We start from the raw sequence: 18,947 nt of genomic DNA on the forward strand, positions 1-18,947 counted from the left end.
TGATCATACGAAGCCGCCGAAACGGCTTCGTACGGGCTGCTTTTACACCAGGAAACACGAGGCTTCTTTCTCGCCATCGGCCTTTGAAAGGACACTTGCCGGTCCCTGACAAGCTTGTTGCAGAATGTTTTCCATTTCCCCGAGCAGACCGGGTATGGGTGAATCACTCGTGTTAGTCAAGCACAGCGAACCATTCGTCGTTAATGCCCCAATCGTCTGCTCCATTCCTTTTCCGGATCGTACCATCGGGCCATAGAGTGCATTCAATTTCAGCTTACCAAAGTCAGTATTGTACTTGACCTTAACCAGATTCGTTACCATAATCTGATGGTTGAATGCGGTCTTCAACACCTCTATCATCTGTTGCAGGTCATTCGTACCGAAAACGATACTGCGGAAAAATGATACATAGTTGGCCACGTACTCCACCGAGTGAGTTCCTTCAAGTCCGGCTTTGGCAAGTCTGGCCAAAGCCCAGAAGGAAAGCTTTTGCTCGTTTTCGAAAAACACGGATTGCGTAGTGATATTCAGGCCAAAATTATCGTCCAGTTGAAGAGCACCTCTCGTACAAATAGGCGAAACCAATTCCATTTTGACCTCACGCCATTCCGCACGCATCTTGCGGGAAGCCAGTACTACGGCAGCACAAAGGGCTCCGTGAACAGTAGTCTGTTCCTGCTTAGCCCGTTCAACAATAGTCCGGGTCGTTTGCTCGGAAATGCGTAGCGAAGAAATGAGTGGTTTGACGATACGGGTGTTCACACCTAGTTCGAGTACTTTATCGACCGTCTGAATGGGCTGATCTTCCGGAAGCCCCAGCGTTTGATCGTTGGATACTTGCGGGTCCATAGCCTTAAGCTCGGTTCCGGTGACGGCTAGCAGTAGATCCCGTACCAGATAATTTAAGGAAGTACCATCGGCAACCATATGGTTAGCTACCAGAATTAAAACGGTACGCTGCGGCTTCTGAACCAAGACCACCCGTAACAGGGGGCCTTGTGCGGTGTTGAACCGTACGGAAAGTTCCTTTTCAACCTCCGCTTCCCAGCGGTACTCTTCCTCAACCTCGATCATTCTCAGGGGAATGATCAGGCTTTCCACTGCCTGTAACGTGGGTCTCGACCGTTCGTCCATCCCAATCTTGACGGAAAGGTTGGGATGACGTTGTTGTACCAACTGTAAAGCCTTCTGCCAGTTCTCCAGGGGTTGCCTTCCCGAAATATCGGCGGCAAGGGCAAAATCTTTGGAGTCGATTTGGTCGAGCAGCCAAAAGGTCTTTTCGAAGGCACCCAAGGTGCGGTTCTGATACTTTTTCATGATAAATATATGGAGTTACGCTAACGGGGGTGAATAGTGAAGTGCCGATGAGTTCTGGCCTTAGTAATTGTTGCGTACAGTGGTTTACTGCGTCAACTCCGTTAGCGAATGCAAAGTTGGAGGACCGCAAAACGGCAGAGAATGGACAAAAGTCGAACCTTCATGCACATTTCGCCATCGGTCTACTTTCTGTTCTCCGAGAATAGGATGGGTTTACTAAAGTTAAAAAGGAGCTGAATGAGGTCAGGGAAAAATGTACAAGGTGCTTAGCTTTTTATCCATTTTTCAAGGGGAATCTTCCTGCCACCTTTGTAAAGTCAAAACGAAGCACAAACAGCTAACTACTAGCTACTTATCATTTAAACACAAACCTTCTATTCACATGAGAACTTTTGCACTTGCCCTCGGATTAGTACTGACTTTTATCCATAGCCAATTCGTAAATGCCCAGACGCGTAAGCCAGCATCGGCAGGACGGGCCGAGTATATTGAAGTAGAAAAGAACGTTAAACTTCACGTCGTTGACTTGGGCGAAGGCCAGCCCATCGTACTCATCCACGGATGGCCTTTGAATAATGCGATGTATGAATATCAGTACCAATACCTGGTGGAGAAAGGATTCAGAGTCATTGGCATTTCGCTTCGCGGTTTCGGCAAGTCCGACCGACCCTACGGAACTTACGATTTCGACACCTTCTCCGACGATATCAAAGTGGTCCTAGAAAAACTCAAGATTGAAAATGCCGTACTCGGCGGCTTTTCGATGGGAACCGCAGTAACGATGCACTACGTCACTAAATACAACGGAGCCCATATCCGCAAACTGGCTTTATTCGGTTCGTCGGGGCCATCCTGGAAGAAGCGGGCCGATTATCCCTACGGCATATCGGATGAGGACGCGGCTTCGCTCATCCAGCAGACGAAAACGAATCGGGAGCAACTTGTAGCTGGTTTCGGTAAAGGATTCGCCGGTCAGGAGGAAGGACTTTCTCCAGAAACTACGAAATGGTTGGAAAGCATCAACCTGGATGCCTCACCCTACGCCACTACGCAGGCAATTACCGCCTTACGTGACCTCGACCTGCGTCCCCAGCTGGAAAAAATCAAAATTCCCGTAGCCATCTTTCACGGAGTAAAAGACAAATTGTGTGATTTTGCTCAGGCCGAACAATTGCACCAGCGAATCAAAGGCTCTTACCTCGTACGATTTGAAAAAAGCGGACACGGTTTGTTTTTAGAGGAAATGGATAAATTCAATACTGAACTTGAAAAGTTTGCCAGAAGCTAAAGAGCCTGCTACTACCCGTGATGCCGCTAACGGTGTCACGGGTAATTGTTTTTGTAAGTTGCGTCGAATACCTAGCCATTATGAGTGCTGAAAAGAACGGGGGTCATTCCATTACAAACTGAATCAGTTGGAAGCTCTTTATCGCGATGCACGCCAGCTTTTTACCGATTGATTACACCTCCAGCACCTACCATTTCCCTGCGTTTTTCAACAGCTGTTTAATTTTTGAAGCGGCATCCTGACTGGGCCGGCTGGTGTAGTTTTCTGCGATACGGCCCTCGCTATCAATGAGTACGTAATGCGGATATACCTGAATTCCGTAGCTCTTCTCCAGTCTTTTCTCCCAAGACGCGTTGGCGTACAGATTTAGCGTGTTCAGTTTATGTTTGGCAATACTGTTTCGCCACTGTTGCGGACTGGACTGGGTACAAATGCTAATAATTTCAACGGGTTTACCTGCAAAGGTATCCACCAGTTGCTTTTCATGGGGGAATTCATGAATACAGCCCCCACATCCCGTAAACCAAAAGCACAAGTACACTACCTTCCCCTTGAATTGGCTTAAGGAAACAAGTGAATCACGGGTATCGGTCAAGAAGAACGGTGGAGCTTTGGCATCCTTGGAAAGCGTTGCCAACTGAGTTGTAGCCCGTCGGTCTAAGTAGGTTCGAAGGTACTGGTATTCAGGCAGAAAGGGATGCTGAGCTAATTCCTGCTGGACCTGTTTGGGTTCACCGAGCAAATCCAGGCCGGTGGACCAAAGTCTAAAATAGTCGGCTTGTTTTCTTCCTAAAATCTGGTTTACGTAGCGATTAAAAGCGGCTTGGTACCCTTTGGAACGATACGAAAGACCCGTCTTTTGGCGAATGTAATACGGTACATACTGGCTTAAGAACTGCTGATAATTAGAATGATACTGAGCGGAGTCATTTCGAATCGGAAGTCGCTCGAGAAAACGATAATAATGAGCCGGTAGCGTCTGCTGCTTTCTTTGGTAATCAAGTTGATAAAACGTCATATACAGTCGCAGCTCCGCATCCTGATACCGGATACCATTTTTCTCATATGCAATAAACCAGTCGGGTAAAGAATGACTTTGTAGGTACTCCTGCAGGAAATTAGTAACCTGCTGAGTAATGGAATCCAGCTGAACACTGAATTGAGCCAGGTTAGGAGCCTGGGCTCCGGTATTTAGGGCCTGCTGAGAAGGCGTCACAGGAAACGTTATCCCCTTAGCCAAATAATATTCCTGAAGCGGTTGGGAAGGCCCCCGAAAGAGAAAACGTTTACTTAATGGTTGGGAAAAAGAAGTGACCTGAATATGAACGGTATCATTCGGCGTAAGCCAGAGCTGCAGGCGATCCTCCCCAATAAAAATGCGGGCGTCCTGAGCCAAGCGAATGGGTATCTGAAGCCAGATATCTTTTCGCTCCGCGGTTAACGAATCCTGCACTTCCGTGTATTCATACGAGGGAAAGCTATGAAAGATCTGGGCAGTAACAGACCGAGTCGTATCTACCGAGGGTACCGAAAGGTGCACGGTAGTAAAGATATCCCACCGGATCACTTGGGTCCAGGCGGTGGTCGACAGGCCTAGGAAAACACTACTTAAGACTAGCCAAAATTTCATGATCGCTAAGGATATGACTACAGATTGCTTTAAGGTAGGTTAATTTACGATTATTCTGATTTACCTAAAGTGATTTTCTCTTTCGTGAACGTTGCCAATACCTAGCCAGTAATTGTCCGAAGTAGCTACCTAGCCTGCCTGGAAGGTTGGTGAGTACTGCCGCGACGAAGTACATTTTTTTGACCCAATGCATTCTAGTTGTAATTTAACGGTGTCCTTCCCACAAGGGGTTCTTACACAGGAGGCCATAGAACAAAATCTCATCCGCAGGAGTAATTCGTCTGTTCTTGCTTACTCTCATGAATCGCTTTTAACACTAAAAGCAGGCAATTGAAGATCGACTCCGGTATCGTCTCTGCAAGCTGTTTTCGTATCTGCTCGATCTGCTCAAAGCCGTCTTTGACAGCCTTACGACCTCTAGTAGTCATCGTGATCTGCAAAACTCTGGCGTCCTGATGATCTGGCTTCAAATGGATGTACGCTGCCTGAGCCAAACCTTCACAGATTTGGCTCATGGCTTGCTTGGAAACGCCCCGTAGTTGGGCTAATTCTTTTAAACTTTTTCCCTCCTGAATCAGAGCCAGGGTCAACCATTGCCGAAGGGTTAAGGAAGGCTGCCCTTTTTGAGCCAAGCTACGTTCGAGGCGATTAACGAGGATTTGTTTAGTCTCTACCAAAGCCAATAGAAAAGCCAGGGTTTCTGGTTCGTTCGTTCGTGAAGGATGGTCTAACATAGAGGTCTTTTTTAGGGAATCGGGTAGGGAATGGGCTCCAGACGACGCCATCTTCTTCTCAGATTTACCAGCTTTCGTTTATTCACGGGCTGGAAGCTTCGCAGACTTACAAAGGCCATACTGGCAAAACCCGCCAGCACGATATACCCCATCCATTCCTTCACCGTCAAAAGCACCGCCTGCATTTGTACGCTACCGAGCAAAGCTCGGGCTCCCATCATTTGGGCGGCTTCTGGCCCCAAGCTGGTCCCCGATTGACGAGCGGCCAGGTAGCGACTCGTTACCAGGGGGTCCAGGGCATCCATTTTCCCGGCCAGATTTACCAAATGTTGCTGCTGCCCCTGATAAAGCCCAAAGGCGTACACCGCGGAAAAGAGGGCAGGACCTACGAAGGAACGAAAGAGGATCATTAAGGCCCCGCTGTTAATCATGCCTACCATGGTCATTTTATTAGCTAGGTAAAGCCCTAAACCGACGTACAACAGCAACAAGCCCAAACCCTTAAACACCAGGGGTATGTAAAAATCATGCAGACCCATGTCCGGACTTACGGTAAAGTAGAGTAGGAGGTGATACAAGGTGAAGGCCGCAAATCCGAGAAGAATGATTCCTTTGAAACCGCCTTGGTACTTAAACCAGACCAGGCAAACGATGCCTCCCAGCAGTACGCCCGGTAACATCCAAAGATTAAGTTTGGCGGAAGTCAATGCATCGTAGCGAAGAATACCAGTGGTGATCGCACTTTGTAAACTACTACTGGCAAAAAAGATACCCATAACCAGAATCAGGAACAGAGCCAGCCGTACGTTTTTGCTCTTCATCACCGAAAGGTCCAAAAAGGGATGAGTCAGGTAATTCTGACGACCAATGAAGCCTATTAGTGTGAGGAGAAAGCCGAAGCTTGCCCCCTGGAGGGTGAGTGACTCGCCCCAGTTTTCGTACTTAGCAAAGCAAAGCACGTAATTCAGTAGCATCAAACTACTGAAGAGTAACACCACACTTAGCCCGTCGATGCTCTGGATGGGTGCTCGCTTCTCTAAGGGATCATTGTGATAAAGGAGCAGCGTTAAAATCAGGCAAACTAACGTAGCAAGGACCATCACGTAGTACACATACGACCAGCCATACGTATACGATATAGCGGCCGTTACGTAAGCTGACCCCTGACCAATACCAATCGAGAGGGGATAGAAAAACGCATAAAAACGGGCCCGATCACCAACGGAACTAATCATAAACATGATGGGAATGATCAGCTCAATCATGGCAAACATCTTGAAAAAGCCAATCAGGAAGCTGGCCCCAACCATTACTTCGGGATACGTAGTTTCAGCACAGAGTACACTTAGCACTAGAGTAGCTCCATACGAAAGCAGTAAGACAGTCCTCGAATTCCAGTACCCTTTTACTTTCAACAGCAGGGGATACGAACAGAGCATGCCGATGGTGGACGCATAATTGGCCATCATCACGTATTCACTCAGAGTACCCAAACCTCCTACCAGGTCAGCCGAGTTGGCGGGGTACACCCCACTTAAGGCTAGGGTAGGAACCAGCAGGATGAGTACACCAAGCGGAATGAGGGCTTTAGGTAGCCAGGCATTAAACGGACTTTTCATAATTTTTGGGCTTCGACTTCTACGTTCATCCCTGCTCGGAGCAATTTCAGATCTTCCGCCGTATTGTTTTCCAGATCAATGCGTACGGGAATTCGCTGTTGGATTTTCACGAAGTTTCCCGTCGAGTTATCCGTCGGTACCATTGAGTATTTAGAACCCGTCGCCTGCGAGATGGCCGTTACCGTGCCTTTAAACGTTTTGCCCTCCAAGGCATCGACTTTAATTGTAACGGGTTGACCTATACGAATGTGACTCATTTGGGTTTCCTTGTAGTTGGCGGTAATCCATTTTTGATCATCACGAACAATGGAAACCAAGGCCTGACCGGGCTGAATCAGCTGACCTTCCTGGAGCGTACGCCGACCCACATACCCATCGTAAGGAGCGGTAATGACTGTATAGCTCAAATTCAAGCGGGCCATGTCCAGAGCAGCCTGAGCCCGTTTGATACTCGCCGCGTTTACCGTCAAGCGTTTGCTGACTTCCGAAGTGGCCAGCTCGGTACTCTGCCGCTGGGTGATCATAGCCTGATATTTAGCCTTCATAGCCTCGTATTCAGTACTTACCATCTCAAATTGCTGACGACTCACGGATTCGTCCTTCAATAGATTCACGTACCGATTATAGTTCTGTTCGGCATTGGCCAGACGAACTTTCATTTCAGCCAGATTGGCATCGGCTACAGAGGTATTATTCCGAACGGTATTGATACTGGAACTCGTAACGCCTTGTCCGGCCTGAGCTTCCAAATAGGCCGCTTCCGCCTGAGCCACTTGGATTTTTAATTCCCGGTCGTCAATTACTAACAGCGTATCGCCCTTTTTGACGGCTTGGTGCTCGGTAAAACGAATGGACTTAATATAGCCACCGATGCGAGAATTGATAGGATTGATGAATTCCTCAATCTGGGCATCATTGGTAACTTCCTGATCTTCAAAACGGGCGAAATGTACATAGGCCCACCAGGCTCCACCTCCTATACAGGCCACGAGCAAGACATTAGTGACGATTTTTGCCAGGTTTACTTTCTTCGTTTTCTTATGGGTATGACCTTCGGTCGTTGCTTTGGTACTCATGGTTGAAAAGGAGTTTAATGAATGGGATTTCCTAAAGCTTTTTGGAGTTTATAGTAATTAAGCTGAGCGTCGATTTTGCTACTGAGCAGGTTCAGTTGCGATTGCAGCAGCAGGGATTGAGCTTCGAGTAAATCACTGGAAAGCAGCAGTCCGTTTCTGAATTTAGAATCGGTAAGCTGATAGCTGCGGGCGGCCTGGGCCAAGGCTTTTTCCGAAACGTGTACTTTCTCGGAGGCCGTTTCATTGGCGGTATACAGACCAAAAACTTCCGTACGGATGTGCTCCTGCTGAAGTTGATTACCGTGCTGAGCCTGAGCAATGCCTAGTTTCGCTTCCTGAATCCGGCCCTTGCTTGCGTACAGGGAAGAAATGCTGTACTTCACCGATACACCCAGATTGACGGCCTGTAGAAACGTATGCGTAGCCGGAATGACGTTTTTGTTCGGATTCAAATACACGAACATCGCTGAGGCGTCTACGTGCGGATACCGTATACTTTTCGTCTGAGTCAAACCATTTTCGGCGGCTTTGATGCGTAGGGCATTGGCTTTCAATTCGGGACGATTGATTTCGGCTTGTTCAAAGAGTTCCAGAGCTTTGCCCTGCACGTGGGTACCTACCGTAAGATTCGTATCAATGGCCATTTCTTCCCCTATACCAATCAGCGTTGCCAGGTTAAAGAGAGCCGTTTTCTGAGCATTGGCAAGGTCTACTTTCGAAAGTTCCAGGTTACTTTTCTGCAATTGAATTTTCAGAAGTTCATTCGAAGTTAGTACCCCTTCCCGAAGCATATTTTCTACTTCATGCTCTTTGCGGTCCAGGAGCTTCATGTTCTCTTCGAGAATCTGAGCCGATTTTATGATTTTGTAGAGGTTGTAGTAGGAGGCAACGACGCCGTATTCGAGTTCCTTGCGGTCTTTCTCTACATCCAGGCGGCTAGCTTCCGCCAAGAGTTCGGCTGACTTATGAGCGGATTTTTCGGCAAAACCCGAGAAGATTTCTTTACTGGCCGAAACCATGCCAATGGTTGCCCAAAAGGATGAAGGGTGCAAAGCAAATGCGGGCTCAGGACCACCCATTGAGAGTTCAAACGGGGAAATCACGGACAGCCGACTCACCTGCAAGGAAGATCCGACCTGAGGTAAGGCTTTTTCTTTTACTTGTTGAAATCGGGCATCGGCCACTGCGATGCGATCCATAGAAAGCTTTAGGGCTGCATTGTTTTGAAAAGCCAATTGAACGGCTTCTTCTAATGGAATAACTCGCTGGGCCTGCGAAGTCAGCGAGGCTAGGACAAGTAAAATTCCACTCAGGTACTGATAAGGTTTCATCGTTTCAAGGGAAAAAGTAAAAGGACAAACATTAAATAGCTTTACTGTAAAGTATTTAACTATTTTTTTAAAAATTTTATTCTTTCAGATTTTGTGTAATTTTTGACAATACGTTGATTACCAATTGAATCTCATAGGGTGATACATCCTGCATTGCTACCGCATACATTTCATCCGCCCAGGGCATGATGGTTGAGTTAAGGAGCTGGCTACCTTTTTCTGTTAAAAAAATACGTTTATTTCGGCGATCTTGCTCATCTTCCCGTCGGTGTACCAGCCCTCGTTTGGTCAGGTTATCGATCAAATACGTAAGGCTTGCTTTGTCTTTGACGGTTGCATTCGCAATTTCCTGCTGATTAGAACCCTCATTTTCGCTCAGAAAAGACATCACCTGTACCATTTCGAAGGTCAGATCTACTTTATAGCTCTTAAATTTCTGTTGAATAAATTGACGAAAAGCCATTGTTGCTTGAGAAGACATCTTGAAGTATCGTTTTGCTAATTCAGAGGCTTCTTCCGTAAGGGGTGCTATCGTTTGGTCTTTCATGGCATGCAATGTTCTTACTTAGGAGAACAACACAAAGGTAAAGCAAATAGTTAAATAATTAACTAATATTTTTATTCTTTCTTTAAGTTAGGTAAAAAGTAATACCATAGAAATTGTTTTATAACTTGGATTATGTTAAGTAATACATAAATTAGGATGTAGTTCGTTGCCTATTCTACCCTAGTAGTTAAGCTTAGTTACTTTTGATTCTCTTCTGCTAGCCAACGAGCCATATTTTGCTCACTCTCGGTAAGCATCATGGCAAAGGTGGCTTTAAAGTACGTACGCTCGTCATCAACGTCAAATTCAGCCACTGGAGACCCATTTTGCTTTAAAGCTTTCATGATTAGGGCTATACTCGTGGCATGACCTTCCGTCAATCGTAAGGGTTCAGGAAATCGCCTAATCTGCGATTCCGATATCGTTTAGGTCTGGGATGCTCAAGGCGTAAATCTTCTAGCTTCACGGACCGATCAGGCCCTCCCAAATTAAAAAGTATGTCTTCTCTGGATAGATAAATACCTTAGAGCAACTAGTACCCTTGGTCACTTTAGAGGGGTTAATTGCTAATGGTACATACACGAATGGATAATTAATCGGAAAGAGGCATGACGTTCCATTCTCAAGAATTTATTGGTAAGTCGGGTCTTTCATAAGAAGGGCCCTTGCTCTCTTTCCAGCTTAGGATGTCTGAAACTTTATTTTAACTTATCTAAATGCTCGTTTGTAAAACGCTATAGAGCTACACTCAAGTAAAAGGAACGTATTTTGTTAGAAGTCATATACTCTCTGGCGACCTTGAGTGATTTGAAAAGTAAAATGAGCATTAAGATAGGAGAAGACAATTACGTAATTGCCTGGGTTTAGATCTTCCACTATTACTTCATATTTGTTTGGTTTCTGTGATAAGAGTTTTGAATACTTACCACTAATAAGAGGACGCCTATCAAATCCAGCTTCTGTGTATATCGAATACGGTAATGAAATCTGCTCCAAACTTGAAGTGAATGTAATTTTAGCACTCCCAACAGGAGAAACTTCATTTTTTTGGCAAGAAAATAGAGATAAAAGACAAAAGGTAAGGAAAATCTTAAGTTTCATAGAAAGGTTGATTTAATTTGCTTGAATGCAAGATACTATACTTAGTAAATTATCGTGTTTCAAATGATAAGGAAGATCATACAATTACTTATTATAAAATCCTATATAAGTATAGTTTATGTTGAATGAGCCGCAGTCCTTAATAGAAATCGCTGTGTTACTGGCTTTTCTTCCCTACCCTATTACGTATTAGGCGTAACGGCTTAAAGCTTAAATTATAAAAGCCCCAGCATTCGGTGTCGAACGCTGGGGCTTTTGTAATCAATGCAGCTGTGTATTAGTGCTGAATAATGAGTTTGTGCACGCTTTGCGAACCCTCACCAGCGGTGATTTGTAAGAAATACAGCCCAGGCGTTACCTGTGACACGTTTAATTCGTAATGTGTATCTTTCAGTACCGCAGGTACCTTTGTATTCTGCCAGGAAGCGTTAAACAACTGAACGGTAACGTCCTTGCTGATCTGCGGGATTTTTACCAGTACCCTATTGTTAGCCGGATTCGGATAAATGTTAATCTGCCCAATCTGCTCCTGCACATACGGATTTTTCACCGAACGAATGGGTGACGTATGGCGGGTTTTATCGAAATCGACCTGACGCAATTGGTAGTAGGAAATCCCACCCAAAGGTTTTTCGTCAATAAATTGATAAGACTGCTTGGTTTGCGTGGTTCCTTGTCCTTTCACGCGACCCAGCGGTAACCAGTCCTGTAAATTTGTACTCCGCATAACTTCGAAGTAATCGTTGTTGATTTCGGTGTACGTATCCCAGCTTAGCAAGACAGACGTCCCTTCAAACTTCGCGTCAAATCGGCCCAACGTTACGGGAAGAGCTTGACTCACACTGCCAATACCCAGAGCCGTGATGGTGGTACCCGCGGGAATGGTCCCACTCAAGGTACTGCCTTCCGTTGTGCCACTAGCGGTTTGGCCGAGGCTCACCCACTGCGTACCATTCCAGCCCACCAATCTCAAGTTTTGAGCAGTAGCAAAACCGGATACGTCCGGAATTGAAACGGATACCGCTCCGGCTACGGCAGCTGATACGGGCCAGCTCCCAACCGTACTTACGGCCATAAGGTCCGTTCCCAAGCTATTCACCCCCTGCGGTGGCGTTCCCTGAATATATGCAACGGAGACAAAATCAGCGGCAGCGGTGGGTCGGTACGTTACCGGGCGATAATCCCCGCCGTTACCTACGGGAAAGTCGTACGTCGTATTCGCACTCATTACCCGGGATACGTACCCGTCGACGTGACGCGTGTCGCTAAAGTCCCCCGTAATGGCCCCAGCGTTCGTCGTATTGATTCGAACACTGTTCGCCAAAGGACTATTGCGTTGCGTAGTGGTAATACCATTGGTCAGGGTCAAGGTCCGGTTCACCGTAATTCCAGCGGAATTGGCAATGTTCATCGCTCCATTTTGAAAAACCAGATTATTAAAAATGGGAGCTGAACTACCGTTAATTTCCATAGCCTGCCTGGCCGTACCATTGCCGAAGTAATCCGTAGCCGCCGTGCCCGTAGTATACGTACCATTCGTAATAAACGTACCGGCCGTGTTGGTATTGAGCCAGTAAATGCTACCAATGTTGGTGTAGGTAGCGAGGGCATTTACCCGAAAATAGTCCGAAAAATCAGCTACGCTTGAATTCGTATTTCGGTTGGTCGCCTCTATGGTGGGGGTATTATAGACTTCATGACCAACCTGAGCTAGAGCCGGTATCGACGCTATCTGCAGAGCTAGCAGTACACCCCCTAATCGCTTGTTCATATTCGATAAGTGAAGGGTGAAACTTAATTCGTGGCCGTAATCTGCCAGTTGGCTCCGTCGGAAATGAGGGTAATGACCCGAACATTCGCTCCGGGATCCAGCGTATAGGTTAAATTGCCAACGTTCGCTACAACGAAGCGTCCACCCGCTGAACTCAGCGTCGCGGCTACCGACGTGTTGTTTTTAATGATCAACATCAAACCTGCATTGGCACTAGCTGCGGGCACCTGATAGACATCCGCTCCGGCAGCCGGTGAAAGGGCAATGTAGGAGGAAGCCGTATTGCTCAAAACCGTCGGACTTCCAGCGGCTCCACCCGCTACGTTATTGGTAACACCCAGCTTCGTTACCTTCGAAGAAATACCTCCGTTTACCGTCAAGTTTCCGTCGCGTACGGTCACATCTCCGCCGCTCGTGATGACGAGTTTATCGGCCGTAGCTTCGCCAGGACTGTAAGGGTCCGCTGCAATGCCTAAACTCAAGGTACCATTGCTTCGGTACGATATGCCCGCGTTAACCTGACCAGCCGTCACCTGATCGTAACCGCCGCTTACAAAACCGTACATGCCTTTAAAAGAATTACCCGCCGCATTACCTACGACAATATTAGACGCCGGTGCCGAGTTAAATCCCGTCGAGTTTTCCACGTACAGGCCTGGAATGGCCGTTCCCGGAGCAGGACGGGCAATATAAAGGCGTGGCACGGCCATATTCGCTCCCCCGAATAAGGTTTGTCCGGTTTCTGCACTAATGGAAATTCGGTTGGAGCCATTAGCCCGAATGTTTAAATTCTGATCGTTATTGGTACCTAATACCTGGTTGGCATTAATATTATTTCCGCCCAGTGACCAGTCAGTAATGGGATTCCAACCCGTTCCGGCATACCAGATGTAAGCCCCTACCCCGTTGGCTCGGGCACCGGCAATGTCAGCGTTCGTATTGTAGATCGTCATACCGGGAGCTGCCGAGCCAGCCATGGGAGCCCAGGTACCGGTATTCGTTAATGCAACTCGGGGAAGCTGTAAACCCCGCTGGTTATTACCGTTGGCTGTTTCGTTCTCCAACTCGAGTAACGAACCGCCCTGAATAGTGGTAGGATTAGCTCCGATTTTTACCTGAGCTTGTACAGCGAAGAAACTACCCGCCGACAACATGATTCCTAAGAGTATTCTTTTTTTCATAAAAATGGATGGTTTATGGTTGATTAGTCAGCAGGAGAAGTAACCTAGAACCGTATGGGCATAGCGAACCCGTCCCGTTCGGTGCTGTACCGCTGGTCTGTTTGGTGCTGGATTAAATGAAAGTTGGGAGATGCCTGATCAACAAGTAGCCAGAATAAGTGAGGGCTTTGGGGCTACGGAATACAGGTACTTTTGAAAAACGAAAGCGACAAATAGACGAATATCCGGCGAAAGTGAGGTCATGAGATTTGGTTGTAGCGGTTTGAAGACGCGAAACTAAATCTCTTTAATGGATATAGTTTGTAGTAATCATTGTAAACCTTTGTAGTAATAGTTGAATTTTTGCAAAAACTATAGGCATTTATACGCATAATAATCAAATATGCTGATCTTATAAAAACAGCAGCCGATTCGCTGGAAATCCAGAAAACCGGCTGCTGCTTCGTTAGGTTAGACTGGCTATTTTTCCCACCAAACCTTTGTCATTACATCATCCCCACCCATCCGTTCGGCGGCAACTTTATAATTTTGAGGATTGAATCGCCGTACATCATTGTGGTACATGAATCGCGTGGGCATTACGCCATCGTGAAGCATATATTGCGTTTTGGGCAATTTAGGAAAACCCGTCCGGCGGTACTCAAACCACTGCTGGTAATCGTTGAAAAACAGGGCCAGATACTTTTGGGTCAGTACCTGTTCGAGCGTACCGTTAAATGCCGCCTTGGGATTATTGAAATACGTGGCCGGAAATACACCGCCTTTCCATTGGGTAATCGCTGCTGCTACCCCTTTCTCGTAGGCCGTTTTAGCCGCCGCCTGATCGCCCGTTTGCAGAGCTACTTCGGCTTTGATGAACTCTACTTCGGCGTACGACATGATCACTTCAATGATTTCCGTACCTAGCGTGGTGTGTACCATTAAATCGGCATTGGGTGTACTGGGTTCGTAATCGACCTTCAGCTCATTGCGGGTCGGGTTGTGCCCACTGACAATGCCCTTGTATCCGATGTTGATTTCTTTTCCGTTTTCCACGCGTCGGGCGTTCGTCATAAACAGCGGTCGGCGGGGGTCTTCCAGTTCATTCAACAGATCAATGAAAAAAGCACTCATGGCCTCGGCGTTCGTATAATCCTGCCGACGACCCCAGGCGTAATCGTACGGAGCCAAGCCTGTAATTTTAACTAAAGCGGCGTCGGCATTACTGGTGAAAATGGGATATTCGCTCGGATTCGCTAAAATAGCTTTCAGGCGTTCAAAGCTATTGAAACCGGTTTTTTTGCTCGTCCGAAGCAGCATTCGCAGTAAAAGTGAATTATTGAATTTCTGCCATTTGCTCTTGTCATTCCCGTACAGCAGATCGTTGCCCACCATCGTACCACTTTCCTTGTAGGTTTTATTAGCTTCTTCCAGTTTGGTAATCAGTGTAGCATATACCTGCTTCTGCTCATCAAAAACGGGCTGACTAAGGCCTTCCTCCGCGTTGAGTGCTTCCGTGTACGGGATGTCGCCAAAAGAATCCGTCAGAATACCGACGATGTACGCCTCAAGCGTCGTAGCGACCGCCTGATAGATAGGTTGCTGATAAATTTCGGCGGCTTCTTTCATTTCCCGCACGTTACGCAGCCAGGTGTAGCAAGTATTCCAAGTACCATTCCCCGCCGTTTCACTTACGTTGTAATGGTGTACACCATAGCCCTCACTATTCTGAGCGTACGGTAAGCTGACTTGCATCAACTGGTTGGTAAAATCGCTATTGCGTACGGTAAAGTACGTACTCATGCCATACACAATCGGCGTGACCAAACTACCTGGTGTGACGCGATCAATGCGGTTCGGATCGGTATTGAGTTCTTCGAAACCCGTGGTACAGGCAGTGGTCAGCAATCCCAGGGTCAGTAAAGAGAGAATGTATTTTTTCATCGCTGTTTCGTCCAAATAAAAATTACAGCTTAAGATTTAAGTTAACACCCCAGGTACGCGGCGTGGGCAACTGGCCCATTTCTACGCCGGGTACAATGGTAGCACCGTTGAGTGAAGCCGTCTCGGGATCGAAAATGGGAAACTTGGAAATCATAGCCAGATCGCGACCGAAGAAGCCGATGCTTGCCGCCGAGAGTTTCCAGCGGTTGACCAGGCTACGGGGCAGATTGTACTCCAATCGTACTTCACGAAGTTTGAGGTACGAAGCATCAAAGCTATTGGTCTCCACGTTGGCCCGGCGGTAGTAATCACCGTACCAGGTCGAAATGGCTACCGGCGTGGTGTTGGGAGCGTAAGAACCATCTGCATTCCGAATTACACCCTGCCCAACGATAGTGCCCGTTTCCCGACCCGCCAGGGTATGTTTGAGCTTTCCTTGTTCGGACATCTTGTGGTGGGTCTGCGAGTACACGATGCCGCCAAACTGACCATCGAGCAGAACATTCAAACGGAGGTTCTTATACGAAAACTCGTTTTGCAGACCGCCCCGCCAGTCGGCATAGGCATTGCCAATTTTAGTAATATCCGCCGGACGAAGGGCCAAGCCCGTTTTCGCATCAAAAACCACCTGTCCTTCTGGATTCCGTACCAGACCAAACCCCCAGATGTCGCCCGTACTACCGCCCTTGGTAGCAATGATGGAAGCGTTACCGCTGGAGGCAATGATCTGCTGCTCGCTTTCAATGTCGTTACTCAGAGCCAGAATGCGATTTTGGTTTTTCGACCACGTTCCCGTCAGGGTCCAGTTAAAGTTTTTTGACTGAACGGGCTGTACACTTAGCATCACTTCAACCCCTCGGTTTTGTACTTTGCCACTATTAATAAAAGCCGAACTATAACCCGTCGTAATGTCCATCGGTACAGTTAACACTTGGTTGACCGTTGTATTGGAGTAGAAGTTCACATCCGCATTGACGCGTTTCTTGAACAGATATACGTTCAGTCCCGCTTCCCAGGAAGTAGAAATCTCGGGCTTTAGCGTCCCGTTGTACAAGATCGAGGGCGAATTGGCTGAGCCGGGGAAAGGCGACTTGTCGTAGTACTTGGCAATGCGGTAAGGCTCGGTATCGGTCCCCACCTGAGCCCAGGAAAGCCGGGCTTTGGCAAAGGAAATCACCGTGGGTAAGGGCATGAGTTCGCTCAGTACGTAGCTCGTACTGACCGAGGGATAAAAGTACGAGTTGTTACCAGCAGGCAGCGTCGAGGACCAGTCGTTACGACCCGTAATATCCACGAAAATCTTATTCTGCCAGTCCAGATTGATCAATCCGTATAAGCTATTGATCTTTCGTTGAATCAGCGAGTTATCCGCAATGGGCTGCTCCAGGGCGTTCGAGAGTTTGTAAACGCCGGGTAGCAGCAATCCGCGAGCGACGGCATTATTCTGCTTGACGTCACTGCTCATGCGGTTACCCCCTACGGAGGCGGTCAGGTCAATCGTTCGGGTCAGTTTGCTTTTGTAGGTAGCCAGGAAGTCGGTGTTTGATTCCAAAAATGCTACGTCCTGCTGTTTATAGTAACCCTGGGGGAAGTTGGAGGTATTCCAGGGACGGCGTTGTTCGCGACGATCCTGCCGACTGTTCAGACCCGAACGAATCATGAATTCCCACTTCGGAGACAGCGTATACGTCGCCTGAATATTCCCGATGATGTTCGTACTGTTCAAACTGTTCGTCATCTCGTAGGCAATCAGGTACGGGTTTTCGATGAAAGAACTGAAGGGGTGAATCTGCTGAATTTGATCCTGCCCTTTTTTCCAGCGAGGTTCGTACCAGGCCAGATCAACGTTCGGATTCTGGAAAATCATGAAGTACGAAATCGACTGGTTATTGTAACCCGTGCCCGGCAAGTTATCGCTGGTTTTGCTGGTGTAGCTCAGTTTCGTATTCAACTTAATCCGTTTGGAAAGCGAAACGCTGGAGTTAAGCGAAGCGACCAGCCGATCAAAACCCGTATTGGGCATGATCCACTCGTTGTTGGTATAAGTTAGCGACGCCCGGGCTGAGTAGTTCTCCCCGCCCCCTTCGACGGCGACATTATTGGTGAAAGTATGTCCCGTACGCCAGAAACCTTTGATGTTGTCTTTATACGGACGCCAGGGCCGACGTTCGGGGGACTGACCTTCCACGACCGGATCGTACTGAAAATATTCCTGGCCATCAAATTTCGGGCCGAAGGCACTTGACGTGGAGCCCGTATTCGATCCATCCGGCGACAGACCGTACGAGTAATACTTCGCACCGCTTCCCTGTCCGTACTCATATTGGTATTCCGGCCAGCGGAGTACATCATTAATACTGAAATTGGAATTGACGGTTACGCCTACCCCTTTGCCCTTCCGCTTGCCCGATTTCGTAGTGATAATCAACGCACCATTCCCGGCCCTGCTTCCGTACAGAGCCGTAGCAGCGGCTCCTTTCAGTACGGTAACACTCTCAATATCATCGGGATTGATGTCGCCCAAACCATTCCCGAAGTCAATGGGGATGTCTTTATCCGCTCCACTGGCACCTGCTCCGTACGCCTGATCGACGCCGGAACTTACTTTGCCGTTGATCATCGGTACGCCATCGATGACAACCAGAGCTTCGTTTTTATTGGGATCCAGCGAACGGTCGCCGCGAAGGTTAATCCGGGCTGAATTTAACGGTCCGGAACCCGATTGTAGAATGTTCAGACCCGCCACTTTTCCTTTTAAGGCGTCCGACCAGTTATTGGGCATGGCCTGCGTCAGCTGGTCTTCTTTAATCGTGGAAACACTGTACCCCAGGGCTTTTTCTTCGCGTTTGATACCCAGTGCCGTTACGACTACTTCATTTAAATCTTTCTGCCCATTTTCTAAATAGACGGTCAGGCTCGCATCATTTTTCTCCGCTTTGAACTGGTGGGGTTGATAGCCGATAAAAGTAAAACCGATGGTACTGCCCACCTCTACCTGCAACTCAAATCGGCCCTGAGCATTCGTCAGGTCAACGGCTTTATTATTCACCGAAATGGCAACACCTGGCAGCGGCTCGTTGCTGGTACGATCAATGACGGAACCTTGCAGGGTAAGCGGAGTACTTTGGGCCTGGACCTGTGAGCCCCAGCCCAGCAACACGGCATACAGACCCGCTAAAATTCCAAAACGCTTCAACAGCACAGGGAACAATGAGGTAGCGGGGCTTACGGAGCCGTAAGCTTTCTTTTCATTCATCTTTCTTCAGAGTAGTGATTTTGGAAAAACAGCCGCAAGTTTAGACCTTCAAGGTTATCTGGTCATTACGTCAATGTTACCAAATCAAGAAATGACCTTAGTCTGACTATCAGCACTCTGAGAAGAAAATGTTAAGTAAATAGATGAAAATGACCGCTATAGAATCATCTCCG

The 18,947-nt window shown here is 47.5% G+C and carries 14 protein-coding genes; 1 reads left to right on the top strand and 13 read right to left on the bottom strand.

Features of this window, described 5'->3' with window-relative positions; all coding sequences use genetic code 11:
• Positions 1–42: 42 nt before the first annotated feature.
• Positions 43–1,317 carry a condensation domain-containing protein gene (locus C5O19_RS22560; protein ID WP_104715650.1) on the bottom strand — a complete coding sequence of 425 codons (1,275 nt, stop codon included), beginning with the start codon at positions 1,315–1,317 and terminating at the stop codon, positions 43–45.
• Between the two features lie 382 nt (positions 1,318–1,699).
• Here C5O19_RS22560 and C5O19_RS22565 point away from each other — a divergent pair, with 382 nt between their 5' ends.
• The gene (locus tag C5O19_RS22565) at positions 1,700–2,605 is read left to right on the top strand and encodes an alpha/beta fold hydrolase (RefSeq protein WP_104715651.1); all 906 of its coding nucleotides are present in this window, start codon (positions 1,700–1,702) and stop codon (positions 2,603–2,605) included.
• Positions 2,606–2,792: 187 nt separating this feature from the next.
• On the opposite strand, the gene C5O19_RS22570 is transcribed toward C5O19_RS22565, so the two are convergent.
• From C5O19_RS22570 to C5O19_RS22620, 12 genes are all read right to left on the bottom strand, one after another.
• Entirely contained in the window at positions 2,793–4,235 is a 1,443-nt protein-coding gene (locus C5O19_RS22570) for a TlpA family protein disulfide reductase (protein WP_104715652.1), read from the bottom strand.
• Positions 4,236–4,495: 260 nt separating this feature from the next.
• The gene (locus tag C5O19_RS22575; protein ID WP_165796105.1) at positions 4,496–4,969 is read right to left on the bottom strand and encodes a MarR family winged helix-turn-helix transcriptional regulator; all 474 of its coding nucleotides are present in this window, start codon (positions 4,967–4,969) and stop codon (positions 4,496–4,498) included.
• An 11-nt stretch (positions 4,970–4,980) separates the two neighbouring features.
• Positions 4,981–6,588: an MFS transporter gene (locus tag C5O19_RS22580; protein WP_104715654.1), complete on the bottom strand. Its 1,608-nt coding sequence runs from the start codon at positions 6,586–6,588 to the stop codon at positions 4,981–4,983.
• The gene (locus C5O19_RS22585) at positions 6,585–7,664 is read right to left on the bottom strand and encodes an HlyD family secretion protein (RefSeq protein ID WP_104715655.1); all 1,080 of its coding nucleotides are present in this window, start codon (positions 7,662–7,664) and stop codon (positions 6,585–6,587) included. The genes C5O19_RS22580 and C5O19_RS22585 overlap by 4 nt, the downstream gene beginning before the upstream one ends.
• A 14-nt stretch (positions 7,665–7,678) precedes the next feature.
• Positions 7,679–8,995, bottom strand: coding sequence for a TolC family protein (locus tag C5O19_RS22590; protein WP_104715656.1), 1,317 nt, complete (start codon positions 8,993–8,995; stop codon positions 7,679–7,681).
• 76 nt (positions 8,996–9,071) lie between these two features.
• Positions 9,072–9,476, bottom strand: a complete 405-nt coding sequence (locus C5O19_RS22595) for a MarR family winged helix-turn-helix transcriptional regulator (RefSeq protein WP_104715657.1) — start codon at positions 9,474–9,476, stop codon at positions 9,072–9,074.
• A gap of 263 nt (positions 9,477–9,739) precedes the next feature.
• Positions 9,740–9,886 (bottom strand): hypothetical protein, encoded by a 147-nt coding sequence (locus C5O19_RS26110; RefSeq protein ID WP_165796106.1) that lies wholly within the window; start codon positions 9,884–9,886, stop codon positions 9,740–9,742.
• A 427-nt stretch (positions 9,887–10,313) separates the two neighbouring features.
• Positions 10,314–10,643, bottom strand: coding sequence for a hypothetical protein (locus C5O19_RS25880; protein ID WP_133163432.1), 330 nt, complete (start codon positions 10,641–10,643; stop codon positions 10,314–10,316).
• Positions 10,644–10,920: 277 nt separating this feature from the next.
• A complete protein-coding gene (locus C5O19_RS22605; RefSeq protein WP_104715659.1) occupies positions 10,921–12,414 on the bottom strand; it encodes a T9SS type A sorting domain-containing protein in 1,494 nt (497 codons plus the stop codon).
• 23 nt (positions 12,415–12,437) lie between these two features.
• Positions 12,438–13,595 carry a hypothetical protein gene (locus C5O19_RS22610; RefSeq protein ID WP_133163433.1) on the bottom strand — a complete coding sequence of 386 codons (1,158 nt, stop codon included), beginning with the start codon at positions 13,593–13,595 and terminating at the stop codon, positions 12,438–12,440.
• 459 nt (positions 13,596–14,054) lie between these two features.
• Positions 14,055–15,518: a SusD/RagB family nutrient-binding outer membrane lipoprotein gene (locus C5O19_RS22615; RefSeq protein ID WP_104715661.1), complete on the bottom strand. Its 1,464-nt coding sequence runs from the start codon at positions 15,516–15,518 to the stop codon at positions 14,055–14,057.
• 22 nt (positions 15,519–15,540) lie between these two features.
• Positions 15,541–18,774: a SusC/RagA family TonB-linked outer membrane protein gene (locus C5O19_RS22620; RefSeq protein ID WP_104715662.1), complete on the bottom strand. Its 3,234-nt coding sequence runs from the start codon at positions 18,772–18,774 to the stop codon at positions 15,541–15,543.
• Between the last annotated feature and the right edge of the window lie 173 nt (positions 18,775–18,947).

Origin of the sequence: Siphonobacter curvatus (assembly GCF_002943425.1) — a bacterium.
Lineage (GTDB): Bacteria > Bacteroidota > Bacteroidia > Cytophagales > Spirosomataceae > Siphonobacter > Siphonobacter curvatus.